The organism is Sphingomonas metalli, from assembly GCF_014641735.1.
Lineage (GTDB): Bacteria > Pseudomonadota > Alphaproteobacteria > Sphingomonadales > Sphingomonadaceae > Sphingomonas > Sphingomonas metalli.
The window spans coordinates 93787-102195 of the sequence record NZ_BMIH01000006.1; the positions used below are offsets into that span (position 1 = coordinate 93787).

The following is an 8409-nucleotide window of genomic DNA, read 5'->3' on the forward strand; positions in this document are numbered from 1 at the left end:
GCGATGGCACGACGAACTCTTCGTGCGGCGTCGCCAGTGTTATCGGTCCCAAACTGGCCGGACTGCCTCCAATTGAACCCCTCTGCCAGCGTTCACCGCCAATCGTTGCAACGTGGTGACAGTGGCAGAAGAGCGCGGACTGCCACGGCCTTCATCCAAAGCTTCGAAGTCCGCTGGCGACGATCCTCATGGCGCGATCCAGCATATCGTCCTGATCGCCATCGAGATAAGCGGCAACACCAGCAATCATCCTTGCCGCAAGCTGGACATCTTCAGTCGAAATACTGCTTGGAAGCGCATTACAAGCGATCGCGTGAGACAGCATGTGCTCCATGACTTCGTCAGCTTGCGATCTTAACCTCGACACTTCCCTGTCAAGCAACTCGCTGCCGATCCCTATGCTGGCTTTGGCGTGAAAGGCGGCCACTCCGCCATAGTGCTTGATGAACTCTTCGAACAACCGGGGTTCATCGGCAAGCTCCGAGACCACGGCTCTGAGTTCATCAAGGCGACTCTCGAGGACTGCCACGATCATCGCGTCGCGGTCGGGAAAGTTGCGGTAGAGCGTTCCTCGGCCAACACCGGCACGTTGTGCAATCTGCTCGAGTGCAACGCCGTACCCCTCCTCCCGGAAGGCATTCGCAGCCGCGGCGATAAGGCGGTCGCGCCGCGCTCGAGCATCTTTCCGCATACTTGTTCCGCTCCAACCTGAACGATATAACCGGACAATCAATGTCCGGTTAGGTTACGCTCGCTCGATGAGTTCGTCCACGTCACGTCCGGGGCCGGTCCTGCTGGAGCGTACGCCTGAATGGCACCCCGATGAGGTGCCGATGATTCCAGGCTCGCCGGCGTCTATCCGGCATCGGCCGTCCCTCCGTGTCGCTTACCTCATCGTCGGGGTACTCATCACGATCACCAGCGGGCTCGCCAACGCGCTTGTTTCGGCGAATCTGCCGCAGATCCAAGGAGCGCTGGGTCTGACCCCCGTCCAGGGGGCATGGCTGCCGGCGGCGTACGTGATGGTGAACCTCTCGGCGAACCTCATCCTGTTCAAGGCACGTCAGCAGTTCGGCATCCGGCGGTTCGCGGAGGTCGCGCTTGCGGCTTATCTCGCCATCACCGCGCTTCACCTGTTCGTCGATGATTATCCCACCGCAGTGCTTGTCAGAGCCGCGTCGGGCTTCGTCGGCGCCCCACTGAGCTCGCTCGGCTTCTACTACGTGATGCAGGGCTTTCCAAAGCATCTGATGGGCAAGGCGATCGTTGTCGGCTTCGGCTTGACTCAGCTGGCGTTGCCCTTGGCGTGGTTGCTGTCACCAGCCCTTCTGGACCTGGGTGACTGGCATACGCTCTATACCTTCGAGTTCGCCCTCGCGCTGTGCACGCTCGCGGCAGTCATCTCGCTCAAGCTGCCGCCGGGGATCAGGATAAGGGTCTTCGAGAAGACAGATTTCGTGACGTTCCTGCTACTGGCCCCGGCATTTGCCTTGATCGCGGGTGTTCTGGCGCAGGGACAGCTGCAATGGTGGAGCGAGCAGCCGTGGATGGCTTGGGCCCTCCTCGTCTCCCTCGCGCTGTTGCTGCTGGCGTTCTTCGTTGAGCATCATCGTGCCAATCCGCTCATCCAGACCCGCTGGATCGGTACCGGCGAGGTCATCCGGTTCGTGGTCGCAGCCCTGGCCTTCAGGCTCATTCTTTCAGAACAAAGCTACGCTGCAGCCGGCCTTCTGCGAACGTTGGGGATGGGGCCCGACCAGTTTCGGCTCTTTTACCTGGTGGTGATCGCAGGCGTCCTGTCGGGAATAGCGATCGGCGCGGCGACGTTCGGACCCAAGACGATGATGCCGATGGCGATTGCTGCGGTGGTCCTCGTCCTGATCGCCAGTCTGCTCGACAGCGATGCCACGAGCGAGACAAGGCCGAACAACATGATGGCAAGTCAGGCGATGATCGCCATGGCAGGGGCACTCGTCATGGCGCCGCTCATCCTCCATGGTGTCATGGGAGCGCTCAAGAGAGGTGCGGACCACATCGTCACGTTCGTGGTTCTGTTCACCATGACGCAGAGCGCCGGCGCCCTGCTTGGACCAGCGATCTACGGTACCTTCCAGCAATACCGTCAGCATGAGTATTCCGGGCAGATCACCAGCCACGTCGACCCGACCAACCCCGTTGTAGCGCAAAGGCTGGGGATCCAGCGCAGCATCTATGCAGCGCGTGTTTCTGATCCTGTGCTTGGCCAAGCCGGTGGTATGGCCCTGTTGCAGCAAGCCGCCACGCGCGAAGCGAGCATCCGCGCCTACAATGATGTCTTCCGGCTGAACGCAGTAATCGCCTTTGCCTTCCTTCTGTGGTGCCTATGGCGTGTCACCGTCCAGCTGCGCGCCGCTCGCCAAGCTCCCTCGCCACCTTCGGCGGCTTGATCCATAGCATGAGAACTCGATGACGCAGCCAGAGCAGACCCAGGATCGACCGCCTTCGACCGATCGGGCAGATCAGGACCCGGCAACCGATGCAGGCATTCCGGACACGCCCCCGCCCGCCAAGACCATCAAGGCCCGGCCGCGCACGCTCGCGATCATGGCAGCGATCTTCGTGGCGGGTAGCTTGCTGATCCTCTACGCGTGGCGATTGTGGCCGTTCACCAGTGCGATGGTGCAGACTGAGAACGCCTATGTCCGCGGCCAGATCACGGCCATGGCGCCGCAGGTCGCGGGATATGTCGTTGAGGCGAACGTTCGAGATTTCGCGCATGTGCGACGCGGGCAGGTGTTGCTGCGCATCGATGACCGAATATACCGCCAGCAGCTGGACGCGGCACTGGCGCAGCTCAAGGTGGCAGAGGCCGAACTGCGCAACTGGCCGCAAACGGTGGCCCAGAACGAGGCGGCGCTGCGCACCCGTCAAGCCGACCTGGCGCAAGCCAACGCTGAACGTGCGCGCGCCCGCGCCGACATCGCGCGCGTTTCGGAGCTGGCTTCCAAAGGATCGGTCAGCGTTCGCGAACGCGATCAGGTGCTGGCTACCGAACGCACGTCAGCGGCGGCTATCGAGCGTGCACAAGCTGCCATTGAAGGGCAGCAACAGGTAATCCTTGCAAACCGCGTGTCCCGCGGTGCGCTGGAGGGCCGCGTTGCACAGGCACAGGCTCAGGTCGATCTTGCCCGGATCAATCTTGCCAATACCGTGATCCGTGCACCGCGCGATGGACAGATCAGCGAAGCCTCGGTTCGTGTCGGCCAATATGCACAAGCCGGTACCCAGCTTATGTTCCTGGTGCCCGAGCAGCTCTGGGTGGTCGCGAATTTCAAGGAGACCCAGACCAGCCGGATGCGACTCGGTCAGCCCGCTACGTTCACCGTAGACGCTCTCGACGACGCCAGGTTGACCGGGCGTATCGAGGAGCTTGCTCCGGCAACGGGATCCGAGTTCAGCGTTTTGCGGCCGGACAACGCAAGCGGGAACTTCACGAAGATCGTCCAACGCATTCCCATCCGTATCCGCATCGATCCGGAGCAGCCGCTCGCCCGGCGGCTTCGTCCCGGCATGTCAGTGGTGGCACGGGTGGATACGGCCGGGACGTCATCTCCGAAGGAAGTCGCGCCATGAAGCTCGCGGGCTGCCCGGCGCTAGCGCTGCTCGCTCTCGTCGCGGGATGCGCACCTGCGTATCTGCCCGCGCCGCCACGATCGAGCGTGACACCTCCGGAGCAATGGCGCGATCGAGCGGGAATCGATGGTAGCGCGATCTCGAACGACTGGTGGAAGCAGTTCGCCGACCCGGCGCTGAGCGCTGCGATCGTCCGGGCGATGGCGAACAATGCGGACGTTCTGGCAGCCGCGGCTCGGATCGGCGAGGCAGAGGCACAGGTACGGCTTGCGAGAGCCGCCCGGGCACCCACGCTGAGCGCGGGCGCCGGTATAGCCTACGACCGCGCTCTGAGCCAGGTCACCGGGCGACCAACCGAGGTTCTTGCCATACAGCCGCAGCTCGGCGCGAACTGGACGCTCGACCTCTTCGGCCGCCTGCGGGCGCTGAGCGACGCGGCCCGCGCGAATTACGTCGCCAGTGCGGCCGACTATGGTGCCGTCAGGCTCTCTGTCACCGGCGCGACGGCGCAGGCCTATCTCACCCTGCTGTCGATCGATGCGCAGCTCGATGTGACCCGGAAAACGCTGGCTCTGCGCACCGAAGCGCGGCGGATCGCGGAGGATCGCGCGAGGCTGGGCTACAGCTCGCAGCTGGAGCTGACGCAGGCGCAGTCGGAGTATGAGGCAGTGGCCCAGGCCATCCCCCAGCTTGAACAGGCCAGGCGGTTGCAGGAGAACGGCCTGCGCTTGCTGACCGGCGACCTGCCGGGAGCGGTAGCGCGGGGCGAGCTTGCGAACCTCTCCACGCCGGGAGTTCCAGGGCTGATGCCGTCTGAACTGATGCGGCGGCGACCAGACATTGCGGCCGCGGAAGCCCGCCTGGCCGCCGCGGATCGGACTATCGCCTCGAGGCGCGCCGAGTTCATGCCGGATGTCGCGCTGTCCGCGGCTGCGGGTGCGCTGATCGTCGATCAGCTGGACTATGATCCAGTTTCCATCTGGAACATCGGGGCGAGCATCCTCGCGCCCCTCTTTCAGGGAGGCCGCCTGACCGCTCAGGTCGATCAGGCGAATGCGCGCCGCGATCAGGCGGCGTATGCCTATCGCGATGTGGTCCTGCGCGCATTCGGCGAGGTCGAGAACGCTCTCACCAGCGAGCAGCGGTTGCGGGAACAGATTGTCCACGTATCGGCTCGACGGTCGATCCTGCAGCGATCGCTGAGTCTCGCTCGCGATCGTTACCGTGGAGGATATGCCTCGTATCTCGACGAGCTTGACGCTCAGCGAAACCTCTTCGCGGTTGAGCTCAACGCCATCACTGTCCGGGAGCAGCAGCTGAATGCGCTGGTCCGCGTCTGGGCATCGCTCGGGGGAGGGTGGGGCGATCGGCCAATCGCGGAGCGTTCGGCGCTGCAACGCTAGGCACTGCTCGTCTGGCCGATGCTGCGATCGTGAAAGGGCGGGGTCCCGGCTGGTCAGGCGAGTGCTGCTTCGTGGCTGTCCTACCAGGCGACATTCTCGAGCGCGTCATGCCCCGGCGCGCCCGCCGGCTGCGGCCCCGTCCACCGCCGGGCATCCAGCCGTTTGCCCGTGACCGCCGCGGCAGCATCGGAACAGAGCCAGAGCAGCGGCGCGACCACGATCTCGGGCGACAGCAGGCCGGCGCGCGCGCCGTCCGGCAGTTTTTCGGGGATCATGCCGGTCAGCGTCGCGCCCCCTGGCAGGAGCGCGTTCACCGTGATGCCGCTGCCCTCTAGGTCCTGCGCCCAGATCGCGGTTTCCGATTCCAGCGCCGCCTTGGATGGGCCATAGGGCGAGAAGCCGCGCCGTCGCATCGTCTCGCGGTTCATCGACATGTTGACGATCCGGCCCGATCCCGCCTCCAGCATGGCGGGCACGGCGGCGCGCGCCATCAGGAACGGTCCGCTGACATTGGTGTCGATCACCATGCGCCAGGTGTCAGGGGCGACCTCCCAGAACCGGGTAGGTTCGGTCAAGAAGGTGTCGCTCACATACTTCATGCCGCGCCCGGCATTGTTGACCAGGATGTCAAGCCGGCCGAAGGCCGCGACCGCCTCGCGCACGACCGCGGCACAGTCCTCCGCCCGCGTCACGTCGGCGAGCAGCGGCCGTACCCGGTCGTCGCCGCATGCACGCTCCGCCTCCTGTGCGACCGCCTCGACCTCGGCGAGTTCGCGCGCGGCGGTGGCGACGAGCCGCACGCCGGCGTGCGCCAGCCCGAGCGTCATCGCGCGACCAAGACCGCGGCCGCCGCCCGTCACGATCGCGACCCGGCCGGCAATGCCGTGTCCGTCGCCCCCGCTCATCGGTTCAGCGCCTGCATTTGCGGCGCGGCGTAGCGCTCGCCCGCCGTTGCTCCCTTCGGCGCCGCGCGATCGAGCCGCTCCAGTTCCTCGCGGCTGAGCGTCACGTCGAGGACGCCGACATTCTCCTCCAGGTAGCCGCGGCGCTTGGTGCCCGGGATGGGTACGATGTCCTCGCCCTGCGCCAGCACCCAGGCGAGCGCCAGCTGGGAAGGGGTGCAGCCCTTCTCCCGCGCAAGCGCCTCGACTGCCGCGACGAGATCGAGGTTGCGCTGGAAGTTCTCGCCCTGGAAGCGGGGGCTGTGCCGGCGATAGTCGTCAGGCGCGAGATCCTCCACCCGCCGGATCGCGCCGGTCAGGAAGCCGCGGCCGAGTGGGCTGTACGGCACAAAGCCGATGCCGAGCTCGCGCACCGTGTCGAGGATCTCGCCCTCGGGATCGCGGCTCCACAGCGAATATTCCGTCTGCAGTGCCGCGATCGGATGCACGGCTTGCGCGCGCCTGACCGTGGCGGGCGCCGCTTCGGAGAGGCCGAGGTGGCGCACCTTGCCCTCGCGGACCAGCTCCGCCATCGCGCCCACCGTGTCCTCGATCGGCGTGTCGGGATCGACCCGGTGCTGATAGTAGAGGTCGATCGTCTCGACGCCGAGCCGGCGCAGGCTGGCCTCGCAGGCGGAGCGGACGTAATCCGGCCGGCCGCACACGCCCTTGAAGCTTCCGTCTTCGCCGCGGACGTTCCCGAACTTGGTCGCGAGCACCACCGCGTCGCGCCGATCGCGGATCGCACGCCCGACCAGTTCCTCGTTGCGGCCGACGCCGTACATGTCGGCGGTGTCCAGAAACGTCACGCCGAGATCGATCGCCCGGTGAATGGTCGCGACCGCCTCGGCCTCGTCGGCCTGCCCGTAGAATTCGGACATGCCCATGCAGCCGAGGCCCAGCGCGGACACACGTAGCTCGCCGCCCAGCGTTCGTTGCTCGACCATCAGTTGTTCCTCTGTTGTTGGATCATGCCGGTTGGCCCGTCGTCGATGGCGACGACGGGCCGGCACCGGTTCAGGCTTCCGACAGCAACTGCTCGGCGAGCTGGTTGTGCTTCTCGTCTGCCTGCTTGGCCTCGTCCGCGCACGCCTTCATGTCGCGTGCTGCATCGTCCATGCCGGTCTGCCGGCAATAATTGGCCATTGTCCCGAACGAAGCGATCCAGTAATGGAGCGCGAGCTGCCCGCTGGCGATGATGCCGAGGTCGCGTGAAGCATCGTCCGGAGCTGCTTGCCGGATTTTCTGGCTTACCTCGTAATGCGCTTCCAGCACGGGATTGCCCTGCTGTTCGGCCGGGCCCGCCTGCTCAGCGGCGCGGCGGATGCGATCCGCCCATTGGCGGGACGTCCGGTTGCCCTCCTCGAGCGCAGATCGCAGCGCCGGGTGGCGCGCGTCGTTGTTGATCTCGTCCGTCGCCTTGGCCGCAATGTCGCTCCCGGCCTGCATCGCGGATAGTCCTTGCGCGACCAGCTTCTTCAAATTGTTCTCGTTCATTGGGGGGTCCTCGTCCTGCCGGGCCTCGGGTCGGGCACGGTGAACGGTTCTAATCCTATTGCTCCGTTCGGTTCCCCGTTATGCGGATCGTAAACGGCAGTTGAGCGATGGCAGCGCGTGCTGAGCATCGCCGGCTGCTTGACAGGACCGCGCGCGAGGACGCGGGAGCCGCGTTATGGGGGCAGATATCTGCCGGCGAAGCGATCAACGGCAGCGAGGAGGCTAGATCACATTCCGCGCCCGTTCCTGATCTGCGCTCCGTGCCGCCGCCACAAAGCGGTGAGTTTCACCGGGTCGAGCCGACCATAGGTCCGCACGCCTGAGCAGACGTCCAGTCCATAGGGCTGGACCTGATCGATGGCTCGGCCGACATTGTCGGCCGTCAAGCCTCCTGCGAGGAATACGGGGCGCGGGCTCGCCTCCACGAATGCGGCGCTGATCTCCCAATCATGCGCGCGTCCGGTGCCGCCTAGTTCCGCCACGCTTGCATTCGGCCGACCGGAGTCGAGCAGGAAGGCGTGAACGTGGGGGCTGTACGTGGGGAGCAGGTCGAGCGCTGCGCGATCTTCCACGTGAATCACCTGAACCCGGCGGACATGCGGTTCCAGTAGTGCGAGTCTGGCGGACTCGGCGGGAGCGATGTGTGAGACGACCTGAACGGTACTGGGCTGCGTGCGACGAACATGCGCCGATATGGCGTCTGCGCTGATCTCCGAGGTGAGAAGGAAAGACGCCACGGGCGGAGGCACAAGGACCGCGATAGTTGCGATCTGGTCATCGCTGATCGTCCCGGGCCCGGACGGCATGTTGGCCACCAAACCCAAGGCATCCGCTCCTGCCTGGATCGCCATCCAAGCTTTGTGTAGGGCGGTGACAAACCCGGCCACGGGAGCGCCGGCATAGGTGCCGGTGCGGCGGAGAGAAATCCTGCCAGTGGTAAGCTGCTCCATTTGGGG

8 protein-coding genes are annotated in these 8409 nt (G+C 65.4%); 3 read left to right on the top strand and 5 right to left on the bottom strand.

All coding sequences use genetic code 11. From position 1 onward, the window contains the following. Positions 1-151: 151 nt before the first annotated feature. On the bottom strand, positions 152-691 hold the full coding sequence (locus IEX18_RS17750) for a TetR/AcrR family transcriptional regulator (RefSeq protein WP_095997442.1): 540 nt from the start codon (positions 689-691) through the stop codon (positions 152-154). Between the two features lie 67 nt (positions 692-758). Here IEX18_RS17750 and IEX18_RS17755 point away from each other — a divergent pair, with 67 nt between their 5' ends. The 3 genes from IEX18_RS17755 to IEX18_RS17765 are packed head-to-tail and all read left to right on the top strand — an operon-like array spanning position 759 to position 5015. Then, positions 759-2426 carry an MFS transporter gene (locus IEX18_RS17755; protein WP_229664699.1) on the top strand — a complete coding sequence of 556 codons (1668 nt, stop codon included), beginning with the start codon at positions 759-761 and terminating at the stop codon, positions 2424-2426. A 19-nt stretch (positions 2427-2445) separates the two neighbouring features. Continuing rightward, entirely contained in the window at positions 2446-3612 is a 1167-nt protein-coding gene (locus IEX18_RS17760; RefSeq protein WP_217989548.1) for an HlyD family secretion protein, read from the top strand. After that, complete coding sequence (locus tag IEX18_RS17765; RefSeq protein WP_095997443.1) at positions 3609-5015, top strand: efflux transporter outer membrane subunit; 1407 nt, start codon at positions 3609-3611, stop codon at positions 5013-5015. The genes IEX18_RS17760 and IEX18_RS17765 overlap by 4 nt, the downstream gene beginning before the upstream one ends. A gap of 80 nt (positions 5016-5095) precedes the next feature. Here the strand turns inward: IEX18_RS17765 and IEX18_RS17770 are convergent, their stop codons facing one another. The 4 genes from IEX18_RS17770 to IEX18_RS17785 all read right to left on the bottom strand — a co-directional run. Then, positions 5096-5920: an SDR family NAD(P)-dependent oxidoreductase gene (locus tag IEX18_RS17770; protein WP_095997444.1), complete on the bottom strand. Its 825-nt coding sequence runs from the start codon at positions 5918-5920 to the stop codon at positions 5096-5098. Continuing rightward, positions 5917-6903 (bottom strand): aldo/keto reductase, encoded by a 987-nt coding sequence (locus IEX18_RS17775; protein WP_095997445.1) that lies wholly within the window; start codon positions 6901-6903, stop codon positions 5917-5919. Before IEX18_RS17775 ends, IEX18_RS17770 begins: the two co-directional genes overlap by 4 nt. Before the next feature lie 70 nt (positions 6904-6973). Further along, a complete protein-coding gene (locus tag IEX18_RS17780; protein ID WP_229664700.1) occupies positions 6974-7438 on the bottom strand; it encodes a DUF892 family protein in 465 nt (154 codons plus the stop codon). A gap of 242 nt (positions 7439-7680) precedes the next feature. Next, positions 7681-8409 (bottom strand): phosphoribosylanthranilate isomerase (locus IEX18_RS17785; RefSeq protein ID WP_308419361.1); only part of this gene is annotated, 729 nt, incomplete at its 5' end.